Origin of the sequence: Amycolatopsis sp. 505 (assembly GCF_031625235.1) — a bacterium.
Taxonomy (GTDB): Bacteria; Actinomycetota; Actinomycetes; order Mycobacteriales; family Pseudonocardiaceae; genus Amycolatopsis.
Window position 1 is genome coordinate 827,918 of record NZ_JACKQP010000001.1, and the last position, 26,931, is coordinate 854,848.

Below are 26,931 nucleotides of genomic sequence, written 5' to 3' on the forward strand. Positions count from 1 at the left end.
TCAGCCGCGGAAGACCGACTTCCGCTGCGAAAGCCGCTGGTACAGCGTCTGCTGGATCGACTCCCGCACCTGGTCGGTCAGCTGGAACACCAGCATCGGGTCGTCGACGGCGTCCGGGCCGTAGGAATCCGTCGCGATCGGGGCACCGAACTCGATGCTCCACTTCGTCGGGAGCGGGACCGCGCCCAGCAGGCCCAGCATCGGGAAGAACGGCGTCACCGGGAAGTACGGCAGCCCGAGCATCCGCGCCAGGACCTTGATGTCACCCAGCTTCGGGTAGATCTCCTCGGCGCCGATCACCGACACCGGGATGATCGGCACACCCGCCCGCAGCGCCGCCGACACGAAGCCGCCGCGGCCGAAGCGCTGCAGCTTGTAGCGCGAAGCGAACGGCTTCCCGACCCCCTTGAAGCCCTCCGGCCACACCCCGACCAGCTCGCCCTTGCGCAGCAGGCGCTCGGCGTCGGCGTGGCAGGCCAGCGTCTGGCCGGACTTGCGAGCGAACGACCCCACCAGCGGCACCTGGAACACCAGGTCGGCGCCCAGTCCGCGCAGGTGACGGCCACCCGTCTCGTCGTGGACCGCCACCGCCGTCATCAGCGAGTCGAGCGGGATCGTGCCCGAGTGGTTGGACACCAGCAGCGCGCCACCGGCCGTGGGGAGGTTTTCGACGCCGTACGTGTCGACGCGGAACCACTTCTTGTACAGCGCGCGCAGCGGCGGGAGGAACACCGCCTCGGTCAGCTCGGCGTCGAAGCCGAACTCGTCGACCGTGTAATCGCCGGTCAGCCGGTCGCGGATGAAGCCGAGCGCCGAGCGCGCCGCGTCCGAAAGGGGCTCGTCCGGCGCCGGCCGGTCGACGCCGCCGGGGAAGGCGACGACCGGCGCCTCCGCCTGCTCGCGGAGGTCCCGCTCGGCTTCCACGGCTTCCGGCTTCTCCCGGCCCGGTCCGTGCAGGGGGATGACCTGCGCTTCGGCACCGCCCACCGTTCCCGCCTCGCTTCCGAAGTAGTCGTGTGGCCTGGTCATCGGCTCTGCCCCGTCGCCGCCGCGACGAGCACCTTGCCGGCCAGCCCGGCCAGCTTGCCGCCGTCGAGCACCGGGCGGAGCCCGCGTCCGACGATGTAGTCGTCGAACGCCTCCCGCGTGGTCCAGCGCGGGGTGTAGCCGAACTCCTGCTTCAGCTTGGCGATGTCGACGACCCGGCCGAAGTTCAGCAGCCGGACCTGGTCGGCGGAGAAGTCCACGACGCGCGCACCACGCAGGACCTTGCCGACCGACGGCACCACGCTCCGCGGCATCGGCAGCTCGACCCGGCCGGCCCGCCGGATCGCCTGCGAAAGGGTGAGTACCCCCTCCGCGCCGACGTTGAACACGCCGGGCCGGTCGGTCAGGGTCGCCCGTTCCAGGACGGACAGCGCGTCCGAAGAGTGCAGCAGCTGGATCCGCGCGTCGTAGCCGAAGACCGTCGGCACCACCGGCAGCGCGAAGTAGCGCGCGAGGACGGTGTCGGTCTCGGGACCGATGATGTTGGCGAAGCGGAACAGCGTGGTCGTGATGTCCGGGCGGCGGCGCACCAGGCCGCGCACGTACCCCTCCATCTCGACGGCGTCCTTCGCATATCCGCTGGTCGACGTCGGGATGAGCTCGGAGTCCTCGGTGAACACCGCCTGCGAGCGGGCGCCGGCGCCGTAGACCGCCGCCGTCGACTTGACCACCAGTTTCCGGACCAGCGGCGAGCGCTGGCAGGCGGCGAGCAGCCGCATGGTGCCGATGACGTTGACTTCCTTGATCGCCGTGCGGCGCCCCGGCCCGGCCGGGTGCGCGGTGCAGGACGCGTGCACGACCGTGTCCACCTTGGCCGTGCTGATCACCTTGGCGATCAACGGGTTCCTGATGTCCGCGCGGACGAACTCCGCGTGCCCCATGCGCTGCAGGACCGTCTTGTCGGGCGGGACCGTGTCGACACCGATGACCCGTTCGAAGTCGGGGTTGTTGCCCAGCCGGGCGAGCAGTTTCCCGCCCAGTTCCCCGGCGACCCCGGTGACGAGCACGATGTTCGACGGCATGCGACTCCCTGCGGCGTAGGGCAAGTGGGGGGTGGACAGTCACCCGAGGCGCGCGAACCTGCACTCACTGGAAGCATCGCGCGGACGCCCTTGAGATGTTACCGCTCTTCAGTGGTAGCTCCGGGCTGTCTCACGTGCTATTAACACCGGTTTCCCCGGAAAGCGACGAACGCCTCACTCGAACGGGCGGACCGTGCCCACCACATGGACGTGGCCCGTCCAGAGACTGGACGGGCCACGGTCACACTCGGCAGGCTTACTTGCCGGCCTTACGACGCTGGACGCGCGTACGGCGAAGCAGCTTGCGGTGCTTCTTCTTCGACATGCGCTTGCGGCGCTTCTTGATCACAGAGCCCATGGGCGCTCCTTAGGTCGACGTCGGTCACGCTGCCCGGCGCAGCGTCCAACGGGTGGAGCGCACAGGCACGAGCGGTTTTCCAGGTTACCCGTCTCCCCGGGCGGGCCGGTCAGCGGGCACGTCGTAACACGGCGTGCCGCCGGCCGGGCCGTGGATCAACCCACGTCGTAGTAGGCACCCTGGAGGTATTCGTGCACTGCTTTTTCCGGCACCCGGAAGGACTTGCCGACCCTGACGGCGGGCAGCTCACCCGAGTGCACGAGACGGTAGACGGTCATCTTGGAGACCCGCATCAGCGTGGCCACTTCGGCGACCGTCAGGAACTGGACCTGCCCGACGGCGGGCAAATCCTCCTTCTTGTTCGGCGACATGTTTACCGCGTCCTTCGACACGTGTCGCGCCACGAGGCTTCCCCACCTGTGGTATCGACACGCACGTGCTCTATCGAGAGTAGCGGGACTGGTGGGACTAATGCGACGCCTGTCACCGAGATGGGCCCCTACCAGCGCTAACGCACAAGCACCGGCGCGTGCAAGACCCGGGCGATCGCCCTTTCCGGGGAAATCGGGCGCCCGGGAGTCAGCTCTCGTGAGCCTTGCCCAGCTCCACCGACCGGTCCTTCGCGGCCTCGATGGCGGCCAGCAGCGCGGCGCGGACGCCGTGCTTCTCGAGTTCGCGGATGGCGTTGATGGTCGTCCCGGCCGGGGAGGTCACGGCCTCGCGCAGCAGCACGGGGTGCTCATCGGATTCGGCGAGCATCTTCGCCGCGCCGACGGCCGACTGGATGATCAGCTGCCCGGCGAGCGCGCGCGGCAGGCCGAGCAGGATCCCGGCGTCGATCATGGCCTCGACCAGGTAGAAGAAGTAGGCGGGCCCGGACCCGGACAGAGCGGTGACGGCGTCCTGCTGCGCCTCGGGCACCTCGACGACTTGGCCGACGTGCGAAAGCAGGTCCCGCACGACGGCGAGGTGCTCACCGGTCGCGTACCGGCCGGCGGAGATGGCGCTCATGGCCTCGTTGACCAGCATCGGCGTGTTCGGCATGACCCGCACGACGGGAACGCCCTCGGCGAGCCGCCGTTCGTAGAGCGAGGTGGGCAGCCCGGCACAGAGCGAGACGACGAGCGAGGACGGCCCGAGCAGCGGAGCGAGCTCGTCGAGAACGGGCTCGATGTCCTGCGGCTTCACGGCGACAACCAGGATGTCGGCCCGCTTGGCGGCTTCCTCGACCTCGACACCCCGGATGCCGTACCGGCTGGTCAGCTCATCGACGCGCGCCGGGTACCGCTCGGTGAAGAGGAGGTCGCCGGCGTCGTGGCCACCGTGCAGCAGCCCCGAGAGCAACGCCTCACCGATCTTGCCCGCACCCAGCACCGCGATGACCGTCATGGTGGCAAGGGTGCCAAACGAAGCCGGACGCCCCGGTGCCGGGGCGCGCTGGGGCCGCCGGTCGCCGGGGGTGCGCTCGGAGGGTGCCGGCGGTGACGCTGCCGCGCGCGCCCCGGCGCCGGGGCGCGCTGGGGCCACCGGATGCCGGGAGTGCGCTCGCAGGGCGCCGGCGGTGAGACTGCCGCGCCGGGGCGCGCTGGGGCCGCGGCGGCAAGGCTGCGCCGCCGCTGCCCGGTGGCGGGCCCGCGGTCACGCCACCAGTTGCCGAGCCTCCGGGCAAGCCGGGCGCCGGGCGGACGGGCCCGCGGTCACGCCAACCGTTGCCGGAGTGCCCCTGGTAAGCCCGACCGTCGCGGGGTCACCGGCGAGCGCGCAGCCATCGAAGCCGCGCTGGCGACGAGCCCGCGCCACACCGCCCGGGTGCCGAAGCGAGGTGTGCCAGGTCGCCAATGACCCATTGGAGACCTCCGACGTCCCGAATGAGTCATTCGCGACCTCCGGACTCGCCGCCCGAACCCGCGCTCACCCCCCAGGAGCCGGCGCCAGCCCGAGCTGGCGCGCCTGGCACACGAGCCGGCCCTGGGCGTCGACCACCGTGGCGTCGGAGTCGAACCACGACTCGTGGACCGACCTCGACTCCACCACCACTCGCAGCCAGCCCGGCGCCGGGCGCGTCCTCAGCAGCGCCGTCAGCTGGACCGTCGGGGCCCAGCCGATGCGGCCGAGGTTCATCACCACCGGCGGGTTCACGTCCGACGCCAGCAGCGAAAAATACGGGTCCACCAGGCTGTGCCGCGGGCGGACCCACAGCCGCATCCGGGGTGGCTCGCCCGTGCGGCCCGTCAGGTAGCCCGCCGTCGCCGGGTCGAGGCGGACTTCGCACCCCTTGGCCAGGTTGAACGGCCCCTCCGTGCTCTCCGCCATCGCCAGCGCGCCCGGCGGGGGCTCGGCCGGCATCGACGGGACGTCGGTCCACTCCGGGCGGCGCATCGGCAGGCGGCCCGTCGTCACCCTCGCCTCGACGCAGCTGCGGCCGCGCTGCTCCAGACGGACCTCGACCACCGTCGCGCGGCGGCCGACCTTGCGGACGTCCGTGCGCAGCAGCACCGGGCCGAGCGCGGGCGCGTGCAGGAACTCCGCACTGACGACCAGCGGCTCCGCGTGCGGCTCACCGCGCTCGTGCAGGGCGGCGATCGCCGCCCGGGCCAGCAGGGCGAGCAGGAAACCCCCGTGCGGGTGCGAGCCGATGGCCCATTCCGCACGCAGCACCGCGGTGAAGGTGCCGTCCCCCAGCGACCGCGCCGCACTCGCCGTGTCGAAGGACACGGCGGTGCCGTCCATTCCGCTCACGAACGGTCCGCGCCATTTCGGGAATCGGGGTAGGTGACGAGCAACGAGTGCGACGGGTTCACAGTCCGAACTTTACGGGTACAACCGGCGGAAATGCACTGGGGAGTAGATAGGCGCGACGCACTTATTGGCCGAGGTGGAACCGCGCGAACAACAACGCCTCCGCCAGATCGCGGACACGCTCCGCCGCGGTGACGGCGTGCCGGGTGTTGATCTCCAGCACGATCTGGCCGCCGAAACCGTTGCTGACCAGCTTCTCGAGCAGTTCGGCGCAGGGCTGGCCGCCGCGGCCGGGTACCAGGTGTTCGTCCTTCGGGACGCCGGTGCCGTCCGCCAGATGGACGTGTGAGAGGCCGTCACCCATCCGCTGCGCGAGCGCCAGCGCGTCCATCTCGGCTGCCGCTGTGTGGGACAGGTCGAGCGTGTAGTGCCGGAACCCGACGTCCGTCGGATCGATCGACGGCCGGAACGCGGACACGCGCGAATTCTTCGAACCACCGGGCGGCCGGACCTTGAACATGTTTTCCACGGCGATTTCGACGCCGCTCGACTCCTCCAGTTCGGCGACCAGATCACCGAACCCGTCGCCGTACCGGCGCTGCCACCGGAACGGCGGGTGCACCACCACCGTGCGCGCGCCGAGCTCCAGGGCGGCGTCGACCGACATCCGCAGCCGCACCACCGGATCGGGCGACCAGATCCGCTGGGTGATCAGCAGCGACGGCGAGTGCACCGACAGCACGGGCACGCCGGTGCGCCGCGACAGGCGCCGCAGCGCGGTGACGTCCTGGCTGACCGGGTCGGCCCAGACCATCACCTCGACACCGTCGTAGCCGAGCTCGGCGGCCAGCTCGAACGCCGTCCCCGCCTTGAGGGGCCACACCGACGCCGTGCTGAGTCCGACGGGGACCGGCTGCTCGTCTGTCACGGGCGCCATCCTGCCTCGTCACCGACGGTGCGCGGCGCCGCCGGGCCGCCAACGCGACGCGGATCACCGCGCCGGTGTCAGCGCCCGACGAGCAGCAACGCCGCCGGTGAGACCGTCACCACCAGGCCGACCAGCACCGCGAGCACCGTCGTCTGCAGGTCCTCGGCGCGGCGGATCTTCCGCACGATCCAGACCAGCGCGACGACCACCAGCAGGGCGGCGATCAGCGCGGCGGCCGGGATGTTCACCCACAGCCAGTTGAAGCCGAGCCAGACGGCGGCGCCGCCGACGACACCCATCGCCAGCTGGCCGGCCAGGGCCAGCCACTGCTTGCCGGGCGACGCCGCCGGTTCCGGCTCCGCGGCCGGCTCGGGCGCGTCGTCGTACTCGTCGTCTTCGTAGCCTTCGCCCTGCTCGTAGCCGTAGTCGTCCTGCTCGAAGTCCGGGCCGTCCGCCGGGTAGTCGTCGGCGAACTCGCGCTCGTACGGCGCCAGGTCGTCCGGGATCGGCGCCCGCGAGGCCCGGTCGCCGGGCGCGAACGGCATCGGCGGCGGGTACGCGCCGGTCGGCGGGCCCGCGTCGTAGGCGGCCTGGTAGCCGCTGCTCTCCGGGGCGAAGCCGTCGGGCTCGAAGTCGTCCTCGGGGTAGCCGTCGTCCGGGGTGTCGGAGGGCACCGCCGGCATGACGCCGATCTCGGTGTCCTCCATCTGCTCCTTCTGCCGCCGCTTGCGCCAGTTCGCCAGGCCCGCGGGCGAGGCGGGCTCGTCGGGCTTCTTGGCCTTCGGCGGCACCGGCGGGGCGGGCGGCTCGTCGTCGGGGACCGCCGAGAACTGCTCGGTGTGGTCCTCGCGCTTCGGCTCCGGGCGGCGCGCCGGGGCGCGGCGCGGGCGGCCGGGTGCGGCGGGCGGGTTCGCGAACGACCCGCTGGCCATCGGGCCCGGCGGGAGGTCGATGTCGGCGTCCGGGGTGCCGTTGAGGCCGTCGAGCCGGGCCGAGAGTGGACTGCCGGGCGGCGGGGGTGCCGGAAGCTGCTGCGACGGCTGGGGCGGCGTCGGCAGCTGCTGGGACGGCTGCGGCGGGCCGGGACGGCGCCGGACCGGCGGGACGGCCGCGCGGGTCTCCTCGGCGGCCGGCGGGACCGGCAGCTGCTGCGAGGGCTGCGGCGGCGGCACGGGCAGCTGCTGGGACGGCTGCGGCGGCGGCACCGGCAGCTGCTGGGACGGCTGCGGGGGCGGCGGGGGCTGGCGGCGCGGCGCGGCGCGCGGCGGCACCGGCAGCTGCGCGGAGTCCTGCGGGCGCGCGAACTGGCCTGACTCCTGCGGCGGCCGGGCGAACTGGCCGGACTCCTGCGGGGCCGGGCGGGCGTACTGGCCGGACTCGGCGCCGCCGGGGGCGGGCCGCGCCGGGGGCGGCGGCACCGGCCGGGGCAGCGGCTGGGAGTCCTGCGGGACCGCCCGGGGCGCGGGCGGCGGCGGGGACGGCGGCTCGGCGCGGCGGCGGCCGGCCGGGCGCGCGGGCGGGGCCGGCGTGCCTTCGGACGCCACCCGGTCGATGATCGCCTGCGGGCCGGTGTCGCTCACGCCGGGCCGCCGGTGCGAACCGGTCGCGCCGGGCGGGGCTTCCGGGGTGGCGGGTTCGTCGTCGTCATCGGCGGCGCGCCGACGGCGACGGCGTCCGCCGTCGACCTGGGCACCGTGCTGGGCGAGCAGCTCAGCCACGGTCTTCTGCGGCTGGTCGCCTCCGGTCTGGTCCGTCATACCTGGTGATCCCCTGCGCGCACCGTGTTGCCACTGTCGGCACCTCGCGGAGCGAAACCCGACGGCACACCGGCGGCGCCGCGCGCGCTGTACACCGACCTCTGCATGTCCGTCACCTCTCCACCGTGCCCGTTATCCGTCCGGGAAGTCCAGCCGCGTGCTTTCACCGGTCCTCCTGTGCGCCGAAGCGCCCGGCGAGGGCGGCTCCAGTCTCATCCGCGCCGTTCGAATGGTCCAGCCGCCGCAGGATGACACCCTCTCGCAGAGCCCACGGGCAGATCTCGAGTTCCGGCACCCCGAGCGCCCGCATCGTGGCCTGCGCGACGAGCGCACCCGCCACGAGCTGGTGCGACCGGCTCGAGCTGACCCCCTCGAGCTGGGCGAGATCGGCCGACGGCATCCGCGAGATGAAGGCCAGGAGCTGGCGCAATGCCGTGTCCGTGAGCGTACGTCGGACGCGCGGGCCCGCCGCCGAGGGGGCGGCGCCGGTCAGCCGGGCGAGCGAGCGGAACGTCTTCGACGTCGCCACGACCCGATCGGGTTCACCCCATTTGGTGACCTTGCGCGCGAGGTCGGTGAGCTGGTCGTCCAGCCACGCGGACGTCGCGACGAGCTCGGAGCGCGTCGGCGGGTCGTGCTTGAAGCGGGTGCGCGTGGTGCGGCCGGCGCCCAGGGGCAGCGATTCGGCCAGCACCGGTTCCTCGTCGCGGCCCATCGCGACCTCGAGGGAGCCGCCGCCGATGTCGAGCACCAGCAGCTGCCCGGCCGACCAGCCGTACCACCGGCGGACGGCGAGGAAGGTGTGCCGGGCTTCGTCGACCCCGGAGAGAACTTGCAGCTCGACGCCGGTCTTGTCGGCCACGCGGGCCAGCACCTTGGCGGAGTTCTTCGCTTCGCGGACCGCGGAGGTGGCGAAGGCCATCAGCTCTTCGCAGCCGAGCCGCGCGGCGGCGTCCTTGGCGGATTCGACGGCGGTCACCAGCTCGTCGGCGCCGGCCTTGGAGAGCTCACCGCCCGGGGTGATCTGCTCGGCCAGCCGCAGCACGGACTTTTCGGAATGCATCGGCGTCGGGTGGGCGCCACGGTGGGCGTCGACCACGAGCAGGTGGACGGTGTTGGAACCGACGTCGAGTACCCCTAGGCGCACGGGGGTCCAGGGTACCGGCCTCAGCGGCAGGTCTCGAACATGTAACCGAAAACACTCGGTGCGGCTTCGCCCCGGCGCGCCTCCGCCGGGGCGATACCGCACCAAAAAGGACTTACGTCTCGAACTTGTAGCCCAGGCCGCGCACCGTCACCAGGTGCCGCGGCGAACCCGGGTCCGGCTCGATCTTCGAGCGCAGCCGCTTCACGTGGACGTCGAGCGTCTTCGTGTCGCCCACGTAGTCCGCGCCCCACACCCGGTCGATCAGCTGCCCGCGGGTCAGCACCCGGCCGACGTTGCGGAGCAGGTATTCGAGCAGGTCGAACTCCTTGAGCGGCAGCGAAACCTCGGCGCCGTCCACGGTGACCACGTGCCGCTCGACGTCCATCCGGACCGGGCCCGCCGAGAGCACCAGCGGGGCCAGCTCGCCGTCCGTGCCCGGCTCGCCGCCGCGGCGCAGCACCGCCCGGACCCGCGCGATCAGCTCACGCGCCGAGTACGGCTTCGTCACGTAGTCGTCCGCGCCCAGCTCCAGGCCCACGACCTTGTCGATCTCGCTGTCGCGCGCGGTCACCATGATGACCGGCACGGCCGAGCGCTGGCGCAGCTGCTTGCAGACGTCGGTGCCGCTCATGCCGGGCAGCATGAGGTCGAGCAGCACGATGTCGGCGCCGTTGCGGTCGAACTCCTCCAGCGCGGCCTGACCCGTCCCGGCGACGGCCGCGGTGAACCCTTCCTTGCGCAGCAGGAAGGCGAGGGGGTCGGCGAACGACTCCTCGTCCTCGACGATGAGAACCCTGGTCACAGGTTTCCTCCATGATCTGGGCTGTCCTGCCCGGTAACCACGAGCCTCGGGGTGCGCTCGGGGGTCTTCTCCTGCCGCGGTGCCGGCGAGGTCTTGGCCGCCCGGGCCGGCTCGGGGGCCGGTTCGGGGCTGACGTGCGCGGGGATGCGCAGGGTGAACGTCGAGCCGGTGCCCGGACGGCTCCACAGGCCGACCGAGCCGCCGTGGTTGGCCGCGACGTGCTTGACGATCGCCAGGCCGAGCCCGGTGCCGCCGGTGGCGCGCGAGCGGGCCTTGTCGGCGCGGTAGAAGCGCTCGAACACGCGCTGCTGCTCGTCCTCGGCGATGCCGATGCCGCGGTCGGTGACGGCGATCTCGACCATCCCGTCCGCCAGCCGCCTGCTGATGGAGACCGGGCTGCCGGCCGGCGAGTACGCGACGGCGTTCTCCAGCAGGTTCGACAGGGCGGTGACCAGCAGCGTGCGGTCGCCCTCGATGAGCAGGCCGCTCGGGCTGTCGGTGGTGATGCTGATGTCGGCGGACTCCGCCGAGAGCGTCGTGCGGCCGAGCGATTCGCGGACGACCGCGTCGACCTCGACGACGTTGAGGTCGGGCAGCCGTTCGGCGCCCTGGAGCCGCGACAGCGCGATCAGCTCGGTGACGAGCTGGCCGAGGCGCGTGGACTCGCGCAGGATCTTGCCGCCGAAGCGGCGGACCTCCTCGACGTCCTCGGCGGCGTCGAGGACGGCCTCGGTGAGCAGCGCGATCGCGCCCACCGGGGTCTTGAGCTCGTGGCTGACGTTGGCGACGAAGTCGCGGCGCACGGCCTCCAGCCGGATGGCCTCGGAGTGGTCGACGGCCTCGACGACGGTGAAGCCGTCGCCGAGCGGCCGGACCTGGCCGAGCACCGCTTCCGGCTGCCGCCCGCGCGCTTCGAGCGGCGAAAGGTCGATCTCCATCGGTTCGTCGGTTTCGACGACCTGCTCGGCGGCCTTGCGGGCCCGCGGGTCGGCCTGGTTGACCTTGACCAGGCCCAGCTCGTAGGCGCGCGGGTTGTGCAGGACCATGTCGCCGAACCGGTTGAGCACGACGACGCCGTTGTTCGACGAGCGGACCAGCCGTTCGAGGAGCTCCGCGACGGTCGGGCCCGGTGGCCGGGCCTCTTCCCGGCGGGTGCGCGCCCGCGCCAGGAAGTAGCCGGCCACCGCACCGGCCACCAGTGCGCCGATGGCCAGTGCGAGTGAAACAGGCGTGGTCACGGGCCGATCGTAAGCTGAGAAGTGGCCCTCCGGCCTAGCGTTGTCCGCCTTGTCGTGAGCACCGCGACACCTGCGGAGGACATGTTCGCCGGGGCTTCAGGCGGCGTTCACCCGATCGATTCCCCGGCGAGACATTCCGGGCGAATTCACCCGAGGGTGGTCAGGTCTTCGGGAGTCAGCTCGAGCGCCGCCGCGGCGACGTTCTGCTCGAGGTGCCCGACGTCGCCGGTGCCCGGGATGGCGAGGACGTTCGGTCCCTGGTGGAGCGTCCACGCGAGCCGCACCTGCGCCGGGGTGACGCCGTGGCGGCGGGCGACCTCGGCGACCCGGGCGTCCTCGCCGGTCCCGCTCGCGACGGCGAAGAACGGCACGAAGGCGATCCCCCGCTCGGCGCACATCCGGACGAGCTCGTCGTCCTCGCGCCGGGCGGTCAGGCCGTACTGGTTCTGGACGCAGACGACCGGCGCGATCGCGAGGGCCTCGGTGAGGTGCTCCGGGCCGACGTTGGAGATGCCCAGTTCGCGGATCAGCCCGGCTTCGCGCAGCTCGGCGAGCGCGCCGAAGCCGTCGGCGAGCGAGCCGGTGCCGCGGTCGAGGTCCTGGCCGATCCGGTAGTTGACGACGTCGAGGTGGTCCAGGCCGAGTTCCCGCAGGTTCTGCTCGACCTGAGCGCGCAGCTGCTCCGGCCGGGCGGTGTGGAACTCGCCCGTGAAGTCGCGGCCGGGACCGACCTTGGTCGTGATGACGAGGTCGTCGTAGGGCGCGAGGGCGGTGTTGAGCAGTTCGTTGGCCGAGCGCGGCCCGGCGAAGTAGAAGGCGGCGGTGTCGAAGTGGTTCACGCCGAGCTCGACGGCCCGGCGCAGCACGGCGAGGGACGTCTCGCGGGCCCGGATGCCGCCGTCCGCGGTGGACATCAGGCGCATGGCGCCGAACCCGAGGCGGTTGACTTCGAAGGAGCCGAGCTTCCAGGTGCCCGCCGCGGCGGCGGGGAGGGTGTTCGTGGTCATGCCCCCAGCCTTCCGGCGGTGCCCGCGTGACCACCGGGTTTGGCAGTTTGCTGCCACACTGGACCGCGTGGAGAAGGTGACTGACGTCGTCATGGTGCGCGGCGAAGCGGAGCTGTTCGAGCGGACGGCGCACCTCTTCGAGCTCGCGACGGAGATTTCCTGCGCGGCCCGCGACCTGCACACGTGGTCGGTGGCGCACAAGGTGGCCCCCGAACGGGAGCAGTCGGTGCGCGGGCTGAAGATCCGCAAGGTGTACCAGCCGGGCGTGCTGTTCGACCCGGCGCTCGCCGAGCACCTGCGGCGGATGGCCGCGGGCGGTGCCGGCATCCGGATCACCGAACGCGAGATCAACGAGACGATCCTGCTGGACCGCCGCATCGCCATCGTGGCCGGCGACCGCGTCGGCGGGGTCCGCGGCTACACGGTGATCAGCAGCCCGGACCTGGTCCAGGGCATCCAATCGCTGTTCGAGGCGGCCTGGCACGCGGCGACGGACCTGGAGTCCTACCAGGCGCGCTTCACCGAGCTGGGCGCGCGGGAGATCCTGGAGCAGCTGGCCTCGGGCTGCAAGGACGAGACGGCGGCCCGGGCCCTCGGCATCAGCCTGCGCACCTACCGGCGCCGGGTGGCGGAGCTGATGGAGCTCCTCGGGGCGTCGTCGCGGTTCCAGGCCGGAGCCAGGGCCCGCGAAGCCGGACTGCTGTGAGGCGAGCGCTGCCGGCGCTGGCGGTCCTGCTCACCTCCGCGTGCACGATCACCGGCACGGCCGTGCCGGTCGGCGCCAACCTCGCCCTGGTCGACGCCCGGCGGACCGGCCTCGCCCTCGACGCGGTGAAGGCGGCCGCCGAAGCGGTGTTCAGCTACGACTCCGGGAACCCGGCGGGATTCGACCAGGCCGTCGCCGAGCACGTCTCCGGGGCGGCGAAGGCCCAGCTCACCGCGTTGTTCGAGCAGGTCAGGAAGAGCCCGCAGCCGGTGCACCTGGTCACCCGGGTGCGGCAGGCGGCGGCGCTGGAGTTCACCGGCGACCGGATCCGGGACCTGGCCGTGCTCCAGCAGGACAACGGCACCTCGAAGGGCATCGCCGCGGTCGCGTTCACCGCGGTCCGGGACGGCGGGCGCTGGCGGCTCTCCGACATCGCGGTGAACCCCGCCCAGCCGTCGCCCGCGCCGCAGCCGGACGACGGCAGCACGGGCGGGCTGCGCGATTCGGCGCTGGCGGGAGCCCGGGTGGCGGCGGGCGCGCTGTTCACGACCGACAGCACCGATCCGGAAGGCAGCTACGCGCGGGCGGAAGCGGTCGCCGCCGGGCCCTTCCTCGACGACTACCGCGCGAAGAAGGCGTCCTACGTCGAGGCCATCCGAGCGAGCGGCACGAAGGTGGCACTCGGTCCCGAGCCGATGGCCGGGGTGGTCGCCGTCACCGGCGGGCAGGCGATCGTGTTGTTCTTCACGACGCTGCAGGTCACCGCCGCGACCGGCCAGGTGACCAGCCGCCCCTTCCCGGCCGAACTCGACGTCGTCCGCGAAGGGGCGAGCTGGAAGGTGACCGGCGTGCGTCCGGTCACCGTGGCCTGAACGCTCAGCGCCCCTGGTTCGCCACCGCGGCGGCGGCTTCCTTGGCGGCCTCGGGGTCGAGGTACTCGCCGCCCGGCTTCACCGGCTGCAGGTCCTCGGTGAGGTCGTAGCGCAGCGGGATGCCGGTCGGGATGTTCAGCCCCGCGATGTCGGCGTCGGAGATGCCGTCGAGGTGCTTGACCAGGGCGCGCAGCGAGTTGCCGTGCGCGGCGACCAGCACGGTCTTGCCCGCGCGCAGGTCCGGCACGATCTCGGACTCCCAGTACGGCAGCAGCCGCTCGACGACGTCCTTCAGGCACTCGGTCAGCGGCGCGGCGTCGCCGAGGTTCGCGTAGCGGGGGTCGCCCGCCTGGCTCCACTCGTCGTCCGGGTCGATCGGCGGCGGCGGGGTGTCGTACGAGCGGCGCCAGAGCATGAACTGCTCCTCGCCGAACTCGTCGAGCGTCTGCTTCTTGTTCTTGCCCTGCAGCGCGCCGTAGTGGCGCTCGTTGAGGCGCCAGTCGCGCTTCACCGGGATCCAGTGCCGGTCGGCGGCGTCCAGCGCGATGTTCGCGGTGGAGATCGCGCGGCGCAGCAGCGAGGTGTGCACCACGTCCGGGAGCAGCCCGGCGTCGGCCAGCAACTGGCCGCCCTGGCGGGCTTCGCCCTCGCCCTGTTCCGACAGCGGTACGTCCACCCAGCCGGTGAACAGGTTTTCCGCGTTCCACGTGCTCTGCCCGTGCCGCAGCAGCACCAACGTCCCAATCTCGGCCATGGGCAACAGCCTGCCAGAACGCACCACGCGGCCGAGTGGTGACCTCCGCCGCACCGCACGTCCTACCCAGAGTGTGTTACCGCGAAGTAACACCTCACCCTTCGACAAGTCCGCCCGCCAACAACGCGCAAAAATCCAGCCGGGGACTGCGGACCGTTATCGCTCATCGGTAAATTCACTCGAACGGGCTAGCCAGTAGCCTTGTGATTACCCGGCGGGATCTGACAGGTTGACTACGTCCCGAGCGGCTGGATTCCACGCACTCCCCGGCCGGATTCGGGCGTTGACCGCGGCTCGTCTCCCCCCTGCCGAGCCGCGGCCCGCCGGCCCCGTTGGCACCCCCCTCGTCACCGGGTCCTGATCGGCGGGAACTTCAGCGGGGCGGCTCGAGATCGCGACTCCCCCTCCCTCGAGCCGTCCCGCCTGTTCCGCTCAGCCCTCGCCCGGCTCCGCGGCCGGCACCGCGGCCGGTGGCCGGCGGCGGTGGTAGAGCCACCAGCCGAGCCAGCCCAGCGGCACGATGAAGAGCAGGAACGGCGCGAGCGCACCCAGCACGGTCAGCAGGCCGCCGCCGAAGACTCCGAATGCGTGCCAGCCGCCGGCGAGCCCGCCGAGGAACCCGCTGTGGTCCTCCGACGGCGGCGGCGGGGCGGCGACGTTCCGGATGGTCATCGCCACGGTCGCCATCGCGACGCTGCCGGCCAGCGAATTCCGCTGCTGTTCGAGCGATTCGAGCGTCGCTTCGCGGCTCGTCAGCTCACTCTCGACCGAAGCGATCTCGGACACCGAAGTCGCCTTCGCCAGCAACGCGCGGATCCGCTCCACCGACGCCCGCTGCGTCGCCAGCCGCGCTTCGACGTCGACGACCTGCTCGGTCACGTCCTGGGTGTTCAGCTCCCGCTTCACCATGGCGCTGCCCAGGTGCGCGAGCTGGTCGAGCACGCCGTCCAGCTTGTCCGCGGGCACCGCGAGGCTGAGCGTCGCCAGCTCCTCGCCCGTGCTCTCCTGCCCGGTGTAGCCGCCGGCCCCCAGCGCGATGCCTCTGGCCTGCGCGACGACGTCGACCACCTTGGTGGCGGTCAGTTCCAGCCGGGCGCTGCGCGAAAGCTTGCGTTCGGTGGCACCCGGCTGCGGCGGCGTCACCTTCTCCGCCCCGGTCTTGCCGCTGCCCTGCTGCGGCGCCGCCGGGACCGGCCCGGATCCGGCACTGTCCGCCGTGGACATCCCCTTGTCCTGGGCCGCCGAGCAGCCGGCCAGCACGAACGCCACGGCCACGGCCGCGAGCCCGGCTCTCCATCGAGTCCGCATCCTGCGTCTCCCTCCAGTTTCGGCTGGCGAAGAGACGGATGTCCGGTTCAGGGCCGTTGCACGGCCCTGGTCACGACTCGGTCAAGCCCGGTTCGTGCGGCCGCTCGGGGGCGACGAGGTGCTTGAACGCCTGGAGGTTCGCCAGGGATTCACCGCGGGAGACACGCCAGTCCCACTCGCGCTTGATCGACGTCGCGAAGCCGATCTCGAGCAGCGTGTTGAAGTCGCCGTCGGCCGCTTCCAGCACCTGGCCGAGCACCTTGTCCAGCTCGTCGGCGGACATCGTCTCCTTGCCGAACCGGCCGACCAGGTAGATGTCCCCGAGACTGTCCACTGTGTAGTGAACGCCGTAGAGCTTCGCGTTGCGCTGCAACAGGAAACGGTAAACGTCCTCATGGGACTCATCCGGACGGCGACAGACGAAGGCCTCCACCGAAAACGCGTGGTCGCCGTCGACGAGCCAGGCGTTCGTCTGCAGCTTCTTCGTGCCGGGCAGCGTGACGAAGTACTTGCCGGGACCGCGTTTGTCGTACTTCAGCTCGTTCGAGTCCAAAGTAGACTGGATCAGCTGGTCCAGGCTCACACCGCCACCTCCGCGCGCAGGTCCAGCGCGTTCCGGAACGCGCTCGTCGCCTGAGCATAGATGTCCAGGAGCGCGTCCGTCGTGCGGCGCCAGGAGAACCGGCGGGCGTGCACGACGGCGTTGGCGCCGAGTTCGGCGCGCCGGTCCGGACGCAGGGCGACGGCGGCCAGCGCGTCCGCCCACTCGTCGGCGCCGTGCCCGGGCACCAGCAGCCCGGAGACGCCGTGGGGCACCGCCACCGGCAGCCCGCCGACCTCGGCGGCGACCACCGGCGTCCCGCAGGCCTGCGCCTCGAGGGCGACCAGGCCGAACGACTCGTTGTAGCTCGGCACCGCGACGACGTCGGCGGCGCGGAAGACGCGGGCGAGCGACTCGCCCGGCTGCGGCGGCAGGAACCGGACCTGCCGCTCGATGCCCAGCGCGACGGCCAGCTCGCGCAGGGCCTGCGGCTGCTCCAGCCCGGTGCCGGACGGCCCGCCGACGATCAGCACGACCAGCCGCGCCGCCAGCTCGGGACGGCGGCGCAGCATCGCGGCCGCGGCGTGCAGCAGGACGTCCGGCGCCTTGAGCGGCTGGATCCGGCCGGCGAAGGCGAGCACGACGTCGTCTTCGGCCAGCCCCAGCTCCGCGCGCGCGACGGACTTCGAGCCCGGCGTGAAGCGTTCGAGGTCGACGCCCGGCGGCACGGCGTGCACCGCGTCCGGCGCGGCGTCGTAGAGGTCGATGAGCTGGCGCGCTTCGACCGCGGTGTTGGCGACCAGCCGGTCGGCCTCGGCGACCACCTGCTCCTCGCCGATCACGCGGGTGCGCGGCTCGGGCTTGTCGCCCTCGGCGAGCGCGGCGTTCTTCACCTTCGCCAGGGTGTGCGCCGTGTGCACCAGCGGCACCGACCACCGGTCGCGGGCGAGCCAGCCGACCTGGCCGGAGAGCCAGTAGTGCGAGTGGATGAGGTCGTAGTGGCCGGGCTCGTGGAAGGCCTCGGTCCGCAGCACGCCGGAGGTGAACGCGCACAGCTGGGCGGGCAGTTCGTCGCGGCCCAGCGGCTCGAACGGACCCGCCTGCACGTGCCGCACGGTCACGCCGGGCGCCAGCTCGGCCACCGGCGGCTGGCCGGACGCGGTCGCGCGGGTGAACACCTCGACCTCGACGCCGCGGCGGGCCATCTCGGTCGCGGTCTGGCTGACGTAGACGTTCAGTCCCCCGGCGTCACCGGTCCCGGGCTGCTCGAGCGGGGAGGTGTGCACGGACAGCACCGCGATCCGGCGCGGCACAGCGCGGAACCTTCGGATGTTGCTCACCTGGTCACGTCTCCTGCGTACTTCAGCATTCCTCGGCGAATTGCCGGAGCACCGCGTCGAACTCGGCCGCGGACTCGGCGAAGGGCGCGTGCCCCCCGTCAACGAACCAACGCCCGGTGGCACCCGGAATCTTCCCGAGGGCGTGTTCGGCGGCCGAGGGCTCGATCACGCGATCGGCCGTTCCGTGCACGACCAGCGCCGGCTTGTCGATGCCGGCCAGCACGTCCTCGCTGCCGACGTCCCGGCGGAACAGCCCCGAGCGGACCGAAGGCGGCACGCTGAGCGAGGCGCCGAGCAGGGCCTGCGCCTGGGCGCCGGGCACCGGCCCGGTGACCATCGCCCGGGTGAACGCGGTCAGCGCGGGGACCGCGATGTCCGGATCGTCGGAAAGCATCGCCCGCATGTGCTCGCGCATCAACGGCCCGACGCGCCCGCCCGGCCGGTCGCGGCCGATCTCGGTGATGGCGCCGACGAGCACGAGCCCGCGCAGCCGTGCGGTGCCGTGCACCCGGATGTGGTCCACCAGCACCAGGCCGCCGTAGGACCAGGCGACGACGATCGCGTCCGGGCCGGCGAAGTCGAGCACCGCGGCGAGGTCGTCCGCCCAGGCCACCGGGTCGTCGTACCCGGTGGCCGGGACGTCGGAGGCGCCGTGGCCCCGGAGGTCCACGGCGATCAGCCGGAACCGCTCGGTCAGGGCCGGATCGGCGAGCTGCGCGGCCCAGCACCCGGCCGACTGTGCCCAGCCGTGGACGAACACGATCGGCCGGCTGTTCTCCTCGCCCTCGACCCGCAGGCCGAGCCGGACCCCGCCGTGCCCGACGACTTCGGTGCGCACGGGTTACTTCGCACCCATCCCCTGCCAGGCCGACCAGCTGAAGTTCCAGTCCTTGACGTCCGAATTCATCGGCGGGGACAGCTTCGAGCCGGTGATCTCGACCGGGTCGCCGATCATCGCCGAGTCGAAGTAGTCCTTGGCGTCGGCTTCGAGCAGGTTGATGCAGCCGTGGGAGTTGTTGTTCTTCCCGATGTTGGCCGCGTTGTCCTGGTTCTCGTGGATGAACTCGCCGTGGTTGGAGAACCGGCAGGCCCACTTCTTGTTGACGTTCGTGTAGCCGTAGCGGGCGTTGTCGAAGATCGCCGACGGCTCCTTGCTCATGATGATGTAGGTGCCGTTCGGGGTGTTGCGGTCGACCTCGGCGTCCAGCCCGTTCGCGCACGGGTAGCTCTTGACCTGCGAGCCGCCGCGGTAGACGCGCATCTGGTGGTCCGGGGTGTTGACCTTGACCACCTGGTTGCGGCCGATCTTGAACTTCGTGGTGACGTCGGCCTTGCCGTACGCGCCGCCGCCCAGCTCGACGCCGTACAGCTTCGCCTCGACGTTCACGGTGATGTTCTGCGGCCAGTACTCCTTCGGCCGGTAGTCGACCTGGCTGTCGGACAGCCAGCCCCACGCGCCCTCGACCTCCCCCTTGTCCGTCTTCACGGACAGGGCCTTCTCGACCGCCTTGCGGTCCTTGACCGGCGACGCGAACTTCACGCTGATCGGCATGGCCACGCCGACGGTCTGGTTGTCGGCCGGGTTCAGCGTGGCGCGGACCTGCTTGGCCGGGGCGATCGTGGTGAAGCTGCCGGTGAAGTCGACCGGCTTGCCGTCGGAGCCGGTGGCCTTGGCCGCGTAGGTGTAGGTCTTGCCGTAGCCGAGCGGCTCGGAGCTGGTCCAGGTGAGGCCGTCCGGCGCGAGGTCGCCCTTGACGGCCTTGCCGCCGTCGGCGGTCAGCTTGCACTCGGTGAGCTTGCCGTCGGCGACCTTGAGCACGGCGGGCTTGAGCACCGGGACGTCCTTGGCGTCGGCGGCGGGCTCGGCCGTGATCTTCGCCACGGGCTTCGCGCTCTCGCCGTCGGCACCGGCCGCGCCGGTGGGCAGCGCGTTGCCGCCGTTCTCGCTCGAACACGCGGCGGCGACCAGTGCGGCCCCAGCCGCCAGAGCAGCCTTGAAGACCGTACGCCGTTCGATCACCGAAAAACCTCCTGGAATCCCCCGCCGACCAGCGGGCACACGCCTTTAGCGCTGGTGACCCAGCCGACGTTACCCGCCGGAAGGTAAAGACCGACCGATCAGGTGGCGGACGTCTTTGTCGACAAAGACGTCCTACACACGTACGGGTTGCCCGGTTCGGCTCAAATCACGCAGTTGATCAGCAGCGGTTCGAGGTGCAGGCGGACGCCGAACCGCTCGTGGACGCCGTCGCGGACCTCCCTGGCCAGGGCGAGCAGGTCCTCGGTCGTCGCGTCGCCGCGGTTGGTCAGCGCCAGGGTGTGCTTCGTCGAGAGCGAAACCCGGTTCCCCGGTCCGGGGTACCCCTTGGCGAACCCGGCGCGCTCGATCAGCCAGGCCGCGGACAGTTTGACGCCGCCGTCGGCCGGGTACTGCGGCGCGTCCGCGCCGGCGACCTCCGTGATCCGCTCCAGGACCGCTTCGGCCTCGGCGCTCGGCACGATCGGGTTGGTGAAGAAGGAGCCGGCGCTCCACGTGTCGTGGTCGGCCGGGTCGAGCACCATGCCCTTGCCGCGCCGCAGCTCCAGAACCGCGGAGCGCGCTTCGGCGGCCGGGACGCGGGCGCCGATCCCGACGCCGAGCGTGCGCGCCAGCTCGGCGTAGCGGATGGGCGCGGACAGGCCGTCTTCGCGGACCTCGAAGCGGACCGACAGGACGACGCCGGTGTCCGTGCCCTTGAGGACGCTGGTGCGGTAGGCGAAGCCGAGCTCGTCGGCCTTGAGCGTGCGCACCTCGCGCGTTCCGCGGTCGTACAGCTCGACCGAGACGATCGACTCGGCGACCTCGCAGCCGTACGCGCCGACGTTCTGGATCGGCGTCGCCCCGACGCTGCCGGGGATGCCGGAGAGGCATTCGAGCCCGCCCAGCCCGGCCTCGACCAGGGCCGCGACGAAGGCGTCCCAGTTCTGGCCGGCTTCGACCTCCACGTGAGCACCGTCACGGCGCCAGCCGGTGTTCGCCACCTCGACGAGCGTGCCGTCGAACCCCGCGTCGCCGACCACCAGGTTGGAGCCGCCGCCGAGCAGCAGCACCGGCTCGCCCGCCGCGTCCGCCTCGCGGACCGCCGCGACGAGGTCTTCGCTGGTCACGGCGCTGACGAAGCGACGGGCCGGGCCGCCGAGGCGCAGCGTGGTGTACGCGGCGAGCTTCGGGAGTTCGGAAGTACGGGGGTTCACCCGCCTGACGGTACTGTTCGGTCCATGGGATCCCGGATCGAGCACCGCGCTGAGTTCGCCGCCGACGTCGCGTCCACGTACGCGGCCGTCGCCGGCGAGGACGCGCTGCGGGCCCGCCTCGAGGAGATCGGCGGCCACGGCGCGGCGCTGCTGGCGTACGAGGTGTCCGGCACGGACCTGCGCTACCAGCTGCGGCAGGGCATCAGCGCGGACAAGCTCCCGCAGGCGGTGCGGACACTGCACAAGGGCGACCTGCTGGTGACCCGCACGCAGACCTGGCGCGTGAGCAACGACGGCACCGGCCGCCAGGGCAACGCTTCGGTCGAGGTCGGCGGCGTCCCGGGCGAGATCACCGCGCGGACGGCCCTGCTGGCCGGCGACGGCAAGACCGTGCACCGGACCAGCGGCGAGGTGACGGTCCGGATCCCGCTGTTCGGCGGGAAGCTGGAGAGCGTGATCGCCGAGCAGGTCACGAAACTGCTGGAGCGCGAAGCCGAATTCACCGCGAAGTGGCTCGCGCAAGCAAACTGAGCCCGGTCGGCGCGCCGACGCGCGGCACGACCAACCCGAACCGCCTGCGCCGGGTCGACCGCTGGATCGCGTCCGCGCCGTCGACGTCCCGCCTGCTGCGCTCGGCGGCCGATCCGCTGGTCGTCGACCTCGGCTACGGCGCTTCCCCGGTGACGACGGTCGAGCTCGCCCGCTGGCTGCGCCGGGTCCGCCCGGACGTCCGGGTGCTCGGCCTGGAGCTGGATCCGGTGCGGGTGGCGGCAGCCCAGTCCGCCGCGTCGCCGCCGCTGCTGGATTTCCGCCGCGGCGGGTTCGAGCTGGCCGGGACGCGGCCGGTGCTCGTGCGGGCGTTCAACGTCCTCCGGCAGTACGCGGAGGACGAGGTCGCGGGCGCGTGGGGCCTGATGCTGGACTCGATGCCCGCCGAAGGCCTCCTGGTCGAGGGCACCTGCGACGAGATCGGCCGGCTGTCGACGTGGGTCCTGGTGGCCCGCTCCGGCCCGGTCTCCCTGACGCTCTCGATGCGGCTGGCGGGCCTGGACCGCCCGGCGACGATCGCCGAGCGGCTGCCGAAGGCGCTGATCCACCGGAACGTGCCCGGCGAGCGCGTCCACGCGCTGCTGTCCGAGCTGGACATCTGCTGGGCGACGGCGGCTCCCCACCAGTCGTTCGGCGTGCGGTCGCGGTGGCTGGAGACGGTCCGGCTGCTGGCCGCGCGGGGCTGGCCGGTGCTGGGCCCGCCGTCGCGCGTCCGCCTCGGCGAGCTGACCGTCCCGTGGGCAGCGGTCGCCCCCGCCTGAACGTTCACCGAGCCACCCCCGCTGCGTCACCCAGGGGTGACCTCCGGTGATCACCATTGAGCCGTGGAACTCCTGGGGCAGGTCACCGAGCTGCTGCGGGGCACGCTCGGCTCGCCGTGGCTGTGGGTGCTCGTCTTCGCCGTGTCCGGATTGGACGCGCTGCTGCCGTTCATGCCCAGCGAGACCACGGTCGTCACCGTCGCCGTCCTGCTCGGCCCCGACCCCGTGCCGCTCGTCCTGCTCGCCGCGGTGGCGGCCGGAGGCGCGTGGGCGGGCGACTGCCTCGGGTACGCCGTCGGCCGCGCCGCCGGGCCACAGGCCATCGCGCGGCTGCAGCGCGGGCCCGAGGGCCGCCGTCGTCACGAATGGGCCCGCGACCAGGTGCGGCGCAACGGCGGGCTGCTGATCATCGCGGCCCGCTACCTGCCGGGCGGGCGGGTCGCCAGCGCGCTGGCCAACGGCAGCCTCGGCTACCCGCTGCGCCGGTTCGTGCCGCTCGACGCCGCCGGCGCGGCGATCTGGGCGGTGTACAGCGTGCTGATCGGCCTCGCCGGCGGCGCCGCCTTCGCCGACGAACCGGCCAAGGGCCTGCTGCTGTCCTTCAGCCTCGGCCTGGGGTTGGTGTTCGCCATCGAGGCCGGAAGGCGGCTACGGTCGGCCCATGCTCGAAGCGATCGACGTCCACGCCGACGCGCTGAAGCGGGCGGCGCTGACGGCCGGCCCGTCGGCCCCGGTGCCGAACTGTCCGAAGTGGACTGTCCATGACCTGGTGACGCACATCGCTTCCGTGCACTGCGCGGCCATCGGCCGGGTGCTGGACCGGCCTTCGCCACCGACGCCGCCACCGGGCTGGGACGACGTGCTCGGGTGGTGGGACGGGCAGCGCCTCGCCCTGCGCGAAGCCCTGGTGCGGAACCCCGGATCGCCGTGGACCGGCCGGCTGGCCCACGCGACGGCGATCCACCGCCTCGACGCCGAATCCGCGCTCGCCACGCCCGTGCCGACGCGCCTGCCGCCCGAGCTCGCCGAGGGGCCCGGCGAACTCGTTTGCGCCGTCGTGCTGCCGGGTTCGGCCGGGTGCAGCGGCGGCCCGGAACGTCGCGAATGACTCATTCGGGACGCCGGAGGTCCCGAATGAGTCATTCGCGGCACCGGGGACCCGCCCGGCTCCCGGCAGGCTGACCAGCGCCAGGGAGAATGTCCGGGTGACCGCTCCCGAACGCCGCTACGTCATCACCTTCGGCTGTCCCGACCGCACCGGCATCATCGCCCGGATCTCCGGGTTCCTCGCCGAGCACGGCGGCTGGATCGTCGAGGCGGCCTACCACACCGACCCGGACACGGGCTGGTTCTTCACTCGCCAGGTGGTCCGGGCCGACTCGCTGCCCTTCGACGCCGCCGAGCTGCGCGCCCGCTTCGGCGAGGTGGCCGCGGAGCTGTCGGCCGAGTCGAGCTGGCAGGTCAGCGACACCGGCGAGCGGCGCCGCGCGGTGATCCTCGTCTCCAAGGCCGGGCACTGCCTGTACGACCTGCTCGGCCGGGTCGCGTCCGGGGAGCTCGACGTCGACGTCGCCGCGGTGATCGGCAACCACGACTCGCTGGCCGACATCACCCGCGCGCACGGCATCCCGTTCCACCACGTGCCGTTCCCGGCCGGTGGCAAACAAGAGGCGTTCGAGCAGGTCCGCAAGCTGGTCGACGAGCACGACCCGCACGCGGTGGTGCTGGCCCGGTTCATGCAGATCCTGCCCGCGGACCTGTGCCGCGAGTGGGCCGGCCGGGCGATCAACATCCACCACAGCTTCCTGCCGTCGTTCATCGGCGCGAAGCCGTACCACCAGGCCCACACCCGCGGCGTGAAGCTGGTCGGCGCGACCTGCCACTACGTGACGGCGGACCTCGACGCGGGCCCGATCATCGAGCAGGACGTCATCCGCGTCGACCACGGCGACTCGGTCGAGGACATGGTCCGCAAGGGCCGCGACATCGAGAAGGTCACGCTCGCCCGCGGCCTCCGGTGGCACCTGGAGAACCGCGTGCTGGTGCACGGCAACCGGACCGTGGTGTTCTGACCCGGTTGCCGTGCCCGCGGATCACGCGCCGATCGTCGACGCGTCGATGACGAACCGGTAGCGGACGTCGGAGTTCTCGACGCGCTCGTAGGCCTCGTTGACCTTGTCGGCCGAGATCGTCTCGATCTCCGCGCCGATGCCGTGCTCCGCGCAGAAGTCCAGCATCTCCTGGGTCTCGGCGATGCCGCCGATCATCGAGCCGGCCAGCACCTTGTTGCCGCCGAGCAGCGAGAAGGCGTTGTAGGCCAGCGGTTCGCCGGGCGCGCCGACGTTCACCATCGCGCCGCCGACCCGCAGCAGGCCGAGGTAGGCGTCCACCGGCAGCTTGGCCGACACGGTGTTGAGGATGAGGTCGAACTTGCCCTTGAGCGTTTCGAAGGTCGCCTCGTCGCTGGTCGCGTAATAGTCGGAAGCGCCCAGCTTCAGGCCGTCTTCCTGCTTCTTGAGGCTCTGGCTCAGCACGGTCACCTCGGCGCCCATGGCGGCCGCGATCTTCACGCCCAGGTGGCCGAGCCCGCCGAGGCCGATCACGGCGACCTTCTTGCCGGGGCCGGCACCCCAGTGGTGCAGCGGCGAGTAGGTGGTGATGCCCGCGCACAGCAGCGGCGCGGCGACGTCGAGGTCGATGCCCTCGGGGATGCGGCAGACGAAGGCGTCCTTCACGACGATCTGGTTGCTGTAGCCGCCGTAGGTGTTCTCGCCGTCGAAGCCGACGCCGTTGTAGGTCTGGACGTTGCCCTTGACGCAGAACTGCTCGGTACCGGCCCGGCAGTATTCGCACTCGCCGCAGGAGTCGACCATGCAGCCGACGCCGACGCGGTCGCCGACCTGGTACTTCGTGACGTCCGAACCGACCGCGGCGACCACGCCGGCGATCTCGTGGCCCGGGACCATCGGGAAGATCGCCTGGCCCCAGTCCTCCTTGGCCTGGTGGATGTCGCTGTGGCAGATGCCGGCGTAGGCGATGTCGATCAGCACGTCGTCGGGACGCAGGTCACGGCGCTCGATCGTGGTCGGCGCCAGCGGCGCGCCCGGCGCCGGAACGGCGATGGCGTGCGTGGTCGTGCTCATGGAACCCTCCAAGTTCAAGTACCGTCGTCCTCGTAAGAGGTCTCTTACACCTCTACGTAAGAGGGCTCTTACATATTTCGAACGGGAGATGTGATCCGGGTCATGGGCGGCAAGTACCACCACGGCGACCTCCGCGGCGAGCTCGTGCGCGTCTCGCTCGACCTCATCGCCGAGCAGGGCCTGGCCGGCTTCTCGGTCGCCGAGGTGGCGAGGCGGGCGAAGGTCAGCCCGGGCGCGCCCTACCGGCACTTCCCCACCCGGGAGAGCCTGCTGGCCGAGGTGGCCGGCCACATCGCCTGCCAGCTGGCCGACCGCGTCACCGAGGCGGCGGCCGGGCACGAGGACCCGGCGGACGCCCTGGCCGCGGCCGCGGGCGCGTACACGCGGTACGTGATCGAGCGCCGGGCCGGGATGAACATCCTCTACGCCGACGGCCTCCACGGCCCGGAGCACACCGGCCTGCACGAGCAGACCCGCCGGCTGACCGACGAGTTCCTGCTGCGCTGCCTGACGGTCGCCCCGGACCCGGCGACGGCGCTGGAGCTGATGGAGCAGCTGTTCACCCAGGCGCACGGCTACGGCACGTTCCAGCTCGACGGCGTCTTCGTCAAGCACGGCTATTCGGTGGACCTGGTGGTGCGGAAGTCGACCGAGGCCGCGCGGATCGTCATCGCGGGCCGGAGTGCCGGTGCTGCGCGCTAGCTTGGGCGCATGGGGATCATCGACTCACACGAAGCACTGCGCGAAGTGATCGGCGAGGCCGCCGAGCTGACGCAGCAGAAGGTCATCGACCGGATCGACGAGCACGCACGCACCCTGATCGCGCACTCGCCGTTCGTGCTGCTGGCCACGTCGGCACCGGACGGCAGCTGCGACGTCTCCCCGCGCGGCGACCCGGCGGGTTCGGTGCTGGTGCTCGACGACCGGACGCTGGTCCTCGCGGACCGGCCGGGCAACAAGCTGATCGACAGCTTCCGCAACATCGTCGACAACCCGCACGCCGGGCTGCTGTTCCTGATCCCGGGCATGAACGAGACGCTCCGGGTCAACGGCCGCGCGAAGCTGGTTTCGGACGCGCCGTTCTTCGACGACCTGGTCGTCCGGGGGAAACGGCCGAAGCTCGCGGTGGTCGTCGAGGTCGAAGAGCTGTACATGCACTGCGCGAAGGCGTTCCTGCGGTCGTCGCTGTGGCAGCCGGAGACCTGGCCGGACCGTTCGACGCTGCCGTCGATGGGCACCATCATGCGCGACCAGATGTCCCTGCCGATCGCGGCCGGGGAACTGGACGCGCGGCTCGACGAACGGGCGCGGACCCAGCAGTACTGATCCCGGCGACCACGTCGAGCAACCCGGGGAACCGCGCGTCGAACTCGTCGCGGCGCAGGCGGACGAACGTGCCGTTCCCCGCGTCGCGCTGCCGGACCAGGCCGGCTTCGCGCAGCACGCGCCAGTGGTGGGTCCGGGTCGACTTGGCGATCGGCAGCGGGAACGACGCACAGGCCCGCTCTTCGCCGTCCTCGCGGAGCAGCTGCAGCACCACCTCACGCCGGTGCGGGTCCGCGAGGGCGGACAGCACCGCGCCGAGGTCGACCTCGGCCAGCTCGGGAACGGGGAACTCACCAGGCATGCTGGACATGGTACGACAATCATCGTACCTTCGGCGAGGTACGAACACCAT

General features: G+C 72.0%; 30 protein-coding genes. 9 read left to right on the top strand and 21 right to left on the bottom strand.

Annotated elements, in window-relative coordinates; all coding sequences use genetic code 11:
- The 12 genes from H5965_RS03905 to H5965_RS03960 all read right to left on the bottom strand — a co-directional run bounded on the left by H5965_RS03905 (position 1) and on the right by H5965_RS03960 (position 12,045).
- The gene (locus tag H5965_RS03905) at positions 1-1,029 is read right to left on the bottom strand and encodes a lysophospholipid acyltransferase family protein (RefSeq protein WP_310967924.1); all 1,029 of its coding nucleotides are present in this window, start codon (positions 1,027-1,029) and stop codon (positions 1-3) included.
- Positions 1,026-2,069 (bottom strand): NAD-dependent epimerase/dehydratase family protein, encoded by a 1,044-nt coding sequence (locus H5965_RS03910; protein WP_310967925.1) that lies wholly within the window; start codon positions 2,067-2,069, stop codon positions 1,026-1,028. The genes H5965_RS03905 and H5965_RS03910 overlap by 4 nt, the downstream gene beginning before the upstream one ends.
- A 256-nt stretch (positions 2,070-2,325) precedes the next feature.
- Positions 2,326-2,427 carry a 30S ribosomal protein bS22 gene (locus H5965_RS03915; RefSeq protein WP_007030867.1) on the bottom strand — a complete coding sequence of 34 codons (102 nt, stop codon included), beginning with the start codon at positions 2,425-2,427 and terminating at the stop codon, positions 2,326-2,328.
- 155 nt (positions 2,428-2,582) lie between these two features.
- A complete protein-coding gene (locus tag H5965_RS03920) occupies positions 2,583-2,798 on the bottom strand; it encodes a helix-turn-helix domain-containing protein (RefSeq protein WP_013222402.1) in 216 nt (71 codons plus the stop codon).
- 208 nt (positions 2,799-3,006) lie between these two features.
- Positions 3,007-3,816, bottom strand: a complete 810-nt coding sequence (gene proC, locus H5965_RS03925; RefSeq protein ID WP_310967926.1) for a pyrroline-5-carboxylate reductase — start codon at positions 3,814-3,816, stop codon at positions 3,007-3,009.
- 522 nt (positions 3,817-4,338) lie between these two features.
- The gene (locus H5965_RS03930) at positions 4,339-5,157 is read right to left on the bottom strand and encodes a thioesterase family protein (protein WP_285994060.1); all 819 of its coding nucleotides are present in this window, start codon (positions 5,155-5,157) and stop codon (positions 4,339-4,341) included.
- Between the two features lie 133 nt (positions 5,158-5,290).
- Complete coding sequence (locus H5965_RS03935; RefSeq protein WP_310967927.1) at positions 5,291-6,103, bottom strand: sugar phosphate isomerase/epimerase family protein; 813 nt, start codon at positions 6,101-6,103, stop codon at positions 5,291-5,293.
- Positions 6,104-6,171: 68 nt separating this feature from the next.
- Positions 6,172-7,851 carry a hypothetical protein gene (locus tag H5965_RS03940; RefSeq protein ID WP_310967928.1) on the bottom strand — a complete coding sequence of 560 codons (1,680 nt, stop codon included), beginning with the start codon at positions 7,849-7,851 and terminating at the stop codon, positions 6,172-6,174.
- Between the two features lie 163 nt (positions 7,852-8,014).
- Complete coding sequence (locus tag H5965_RS03945; RefSeq protein ID WP_310967929.1) at positions 8,015-8,998, bottom strand: Ppx/GppA phosphatase family protein; 984 nt, start codon at positions 8,996-8,998, stop codon at positions 8,015-8,017.
- Between the two features lie 112 nt (positions 8,999-9,110).
- A complete protein-coding gene (locus tag H5965_RS03950) occupies positions 9,111-9,800 on the bottom strand; it encodes a response regulator transcription factor (protein ID WP_086680214.1) in 690 nt (229 codons plus the stop codon).
- A complete protein-coding gene (locus tag H5965_RS03955) occupies positions 9,797-11,038 on the bottom strand; it encodes an ATP-binding protein (protein WP_310967930.1) in 1,242 nt (413 codons plus the stop codon). The genes H5965_RS03950 and H5965_RS03955 overlap by 4 nt, the downstream gene beginning before the upstream one ends.
- A gap of 146 nt (positions 11,039-11,184) precedes the next feature.
- Positions 11,185-12,045, bottom strand: a complete 861-nt coding sequence (locus H5965_RS03960; RefSeq protein WP_310967931.1) for an aldo/keto reductase — start codon at positions 12,043-12,045, stop codon at positions 11,185-11,187.
- Between the two features lie 67 nt (positions 12,046-12,112).
- On the opposite strand from H5965_RS03960, the gene H5965_RS03965 reads away from it, so the two are divergent.
- Together H5965_RS03965 and H5965_RS03970 are read left to right on the top strand one after the other, a co-directional pair.
- On the top strand, positions 12,113-12,751 hold the full coding sequence (locus tag H5965_RS03965) for a DNA-binding response regulator (RefSeq protein WP_310967932.1): 639 nt from the start codon (positions 12,113-12,115) through the stop codon (positions 12,749-12,751).
- Positions 12,748-13,623, top strand: a complete 876-nt coding sequence (locus H5965_RS03970) for a hypothetical protein (RefSeq protein ID WP_310967933.1) — start codon at positions 12,748-12,750, stop codon at positions 13,621-13,623. The genes H5965_RS03965 and H5965_RS03970 overlap by 4 nt, the downstream gene beginning before the upstream one ends.
- 4 nt (positions 13,624-13,627) lie before the next feature.
- Here H5965_RS03970 and H5965_RS03975 read toward each other — a convergent pair whose 3' ends face one another.
- The 7 genes from H5965_RS03975 to H5965_RS04005 all read right to left on the bottom strand — a co-directional run bounded on the left by H5965_RS03975 (position 13,628) and on the right by H5965_RS04005 (position 20,800).
- A complete protein-coding gene (locus H5965_RS03975; RefSeq protein WP_310967934.1) occupies positions 13,628-14,377 on the bottom strand; it encodes a phosphoglyceromutase in 750 nt (249 codons plus the stop codon).
- 432 nt (positions 14,378-14,809) lie between these two features.
- Positions 14,810-15,685 (bottom strand): DUF4349 domain-containing protein, encoded by an 876-nt coding sequence (locus H5965_RS03980; RefSeq protein WP_310967935.1) that lies wholly within the window; start codon positions 15,683-15,685, stop codon positions 14,810-14,812.
- A 70-nt stretch (positions 15,686-15,755) separates the two neighbouring features.
- On the bottom strand, positions 15,756-16,268 hold the full coding sequence (locus H5965_RS03985) for a YbjN domain-containing protein (RefSeq protein ID WP_310967936.1): 513 nt from the start codon (positions 16,266-16,268) through the stop codon (positions 15,756-15,758).
- The gene (gene mshA, locus H5965_RS03990; protein ID WP_310967937.1) at positions 16,265-17,539 is read right to left on the bottom strand and encodes a D-inositol-3-phosphate glycosyltransferase; all 1,275 of its coding nucleotides are present in this window, start codon (positions 17,537-17,539) and stop codon (positions 16,265-16,267) included. Before mshA ends, H5965_RS03985 begins: the two co-directional genes overlap by 4 nt.
- Before the next feature lie 49 nt (positions 17,540-17,588).
- Positions 17,589-18,404, bottom strand: coding sequence for an alpha/beta hydrolase (locus H5965_RS03995; RefSeq protein ID WP_310967938.1), 816 nt, complete (start codon positions 18,402-18,404; stop codon positions 17,589-17,591).
- Between the two features lie 3 nt (positions 18,405-18,407).
- Positions 18,408-19,586 carry an Ig-like domain-containing protein gene (locus tag H5965_RS04000; protein WP_310967939.1) on the bottom strand — a complete coding sequence of 393 codons (1,179 nt, stop codon included), beginning with the start codon at positions 19,584-19,586 and terminating at the stop codon, positions 18,408-18,410.
- Between the two features lie 161 nt (positions 19,587-19,747).
- Positions 19,748-20,800 carry a UDP-N-acetylmuramate dehydrogenase gene (locus H5965_RS04005; RefSeq protein WP_310967940.1) on the bottom strand — a complete coding sequence of 351 codons (1,053 nt, stop codon included), beginning with the start codon at positions 20,798-20,800 and terminating at the stop codon, positions 19,748-19,750.
- 24 nt (positions 20,801-20,824) lie between these two features.
- On the opposite strand from H5965_RS04005, the gene H5965_RS04010 reads away from it, so the two are divergent.
- The 5 genes from H5965_RS04010 to purU all read left to right on the top strand — a co-directional run bounded on the left by H5965_RS04010 (position 20,825) and on the right by purU (position 24,182).
- Positions 20,825-21,331, top strand: a complete 507-nt coding sequence (locus H5965_RS04010) for a DUF2505 domain-containing protein (protein WP_310967941.1) — start codon at positions 20,825-20,827, stop codon at positions 21,329-21,331.
- On the top strand, positions 21,310-22,110 hold the full coding sequence (locus H5965_RS04015) for a class I SAM-dependent methyltransferase (RefSeq protein WP_310967942.1): 801 nt from the start codon (positions 21,310-21,312) through the stop codon (positions 22,108-22,110). Before H5965_RS04010 ends, H5965_RS04015 begins: the two co-directional genes overlap by 22 nt.
- 63 nt (positions 22,111-22,173) lie before the next feature.
- Positions 22,174-22,875, top strand: coding sequence for a VTT domain-containing protein (locus H5965_RS04020; RefSeq protein ID WP_310967943.1), 702 nt, complete (start codon positions 22,174-22,176; stop codon positions 22,873-22,875).
- A 4-nt stretch (positions 22,876-22,879) separates the two neighbouring features.
- The gene (locus H5965_RS04025) at positions 22,880-23,218 is read left to right on the top strand and encodes a hypothetical protein (RefSeq protein ID WP_310967944.1); all 339 of its coding nucleotides are present in this window, start codon (positions 22,880-22,882) and stop codon (positions 23,216-23,218) included.
- Between the two features lie 97 nt (positions 23,219-23,315).
- Complete coding sequence (gene purU, locus H5965_RS04030) at positions 23,316-24,182, top strand: formyltetrahydrofolate deformylase (protein WP_310967945.1); 867 nt, start codon at positions 23,316-23,318, stop codon at positions 24,180-24,182.
- A gap of 21 nt (positions 24,183-24,203) precedes the next feature.
- On the opposite strand, the gene H5965_RS04035 is transcribed toward purU, so the two are convergent.
- The gene (locus tag H5965_RS04035; protein WP_310967946.1) at positions 24,204-25,253 is read right to left on the bottom strand and encodes an NAD(P)-dependent alcohol dehydrogenase; all 1,050 of its coding nucleotides are present in this window, start codon (positions 25,251-25,253) and stop codon (positions 24,204-24,206) included.
- A 102-nt stretch (positions 25,254-25,355) separates the two neighbouring features.
- Here H5965_RS04035 and H5965_RS04040 point away from each other — a divergent pair, with 102 nt between their 5' ends.
- Both H5965_RS04040 and H5965_RS04045 read left to right on the top strand, forming a co-directional pair.
- Entirely contained in the window at positions 25,356-25,955 is a 600-nt protein-coding gene (locus H5965_RS04040; protein WP_310967947.1) for a TetR/AcrR family transcriptional regulator, read from the top strand.
- A gap of 9 nt (positions 25,956-25,964) precedes the next feature.
- Positions 25,965-26,579 carry a pyridoxamine 5'-phosphate oxidase family protein gene (locus H5965_RS04045; RefSeq protein ID WP_310967948.1) on the top strand — a complete coding sequence of 205 codons (615 nt, stop codon included), beginning with the start codon at positions 25,965-25,967 and terminating at the stop codon, positions 26,577-26,579.
- Here H5965_RS04045 and H5965_RS04050 read toward each other — a convergent pair.
- Positions 26,494-26,880, bottom strand: coding sequence for a helix-turn-helix transcriptional regulator (locus tag H5965_RS04050; RefSeq protein WP_310967949.1), 387 nt, complete (start codon positions 26,878-26,880; stop codon positions 26,494-26,496). The genes H5965_RS04045 and H5965_RS04050 overlap by 86 nt on opposite strands.
- Between the last annotated feature and the right edge of the window lie 51 nt (positions 26,881-26,931).